Source organism: Pseudomonas sp. B23(2017) (assembly GCF_002113725.1).
Classification (GTDB): Bacteria; Pseudomonadota; Gammaproteobacteria; order Pseudomonadales; family Pseudomonadaceae; genus Aquipseudomonas; species Aquipseudomonas putida_Z.
Map to the genome: position 1 here is coordinate 1 of NZ_NEJM01000046.1, position 1,115 is coordinate 1,115.

At 64.5% G+C, this 1,115-nt stretch carries 1 protein-coding gene; it reads left to right on the forward strand.

All coding sequences use genetic code 11. The annotated features are described in order from the left end of the window. Positions 1 to 1,115: AMP-binding protein (locus CAG46_RS27465; protein ID WP_143493581.1), on the forward strand; the 1,115-nt coding region annotated here is incomplete at both ends.

A 1,115-nucleotide genomic window follows, 5' to 3' on the forward strand; every position in this document is an offset into this window, starting at 1 on the left:
GCGAGCTGCTGCAACAGGTGCGCCAGCGCACGTTGGGCGCGCAGGCCCACCAGGACCTGCCATTCGAGCAACTGGTCGAAGCCTTGCAGCCTGAGCGCAACCTTGGGCACAACCCGTTGTTCCAGGTGCTGTACAACCACCAGACCGAGCTCAAGGGCAGCCAGCACCGCTTGCCGGGCCTGGAAATGTCGGGCTTGGAGTGGAGCACGAATACGGCCAAGTTCGACCTGTCCCTGGATACATTCGAGCACGAAAAGGGCATCGGGGCTTCGCTGACCTATGCCACCGACCTGTTCGACGCCAGCACCATCGAGCGCATGGCGCGGCATTGGGTCAACCTGCTCGAAGCCATCGTGCGCCAACCGAGCCAGCGCATCAGTGAGCTGCCGCTGCTGGGCGAGGACGAGCAGCGGGCGGTGCTGCGTGATTGGAACCGCAACACCGTCGCCTTCCCGGATGAGCGAACCATTCATGAGCTGATCGAGGCCCAAGTGGTCGCCGCCCCCGAAGCCCCGGCAGTCACCTTCGGCGAGCAGACCCTGAGCTACGGCGAGCTGAACCGCCGGGCCAACCAGCTGGCGCACAAGCTGATCGAGCGCGGCGTTGGCCCTGATGTGCTGGTTGGCATCGCCATGGAGCGCAGCCTGGACATGGTGGTTGGCCTGCTGGGCATTCTCAAGGCCGGTGGTGCCTATGTGCCGCTGGATCCGGAGTACCCGGAAGACCGCCTCAGCTACATGTTCGCCGACAGTGGCATTGCCTTGCTGCTGACCCAGTCGCACCTGCGTGAAGCCCTGCCGATCCCGGTTGGCCTGCACAGCCTGGATCTGGATGTCGAAGACCTGACCGGCTACAGCGATGCCAACCCGACTATCGACGTAGCCCCGCAGAACCTGGCCTACGTGATCTACACCTCCGGCTCCACCGGCAAGCCCAAGGGCACGCTGCTGCCGCACCAGAACGTGGTCCGGCTGTTCGCGGCGACCCAGGACTGGTTCCGTTTCGATGCCAGTGATGTGTGGACGGTGTTCCACTCCTACGCCTTCGACTTCTCGGTATGGGAGCTGTTCGGCGCGTTGCTGTACGGCGGCCGGGCGGTGATGGTGGCCAAGGAC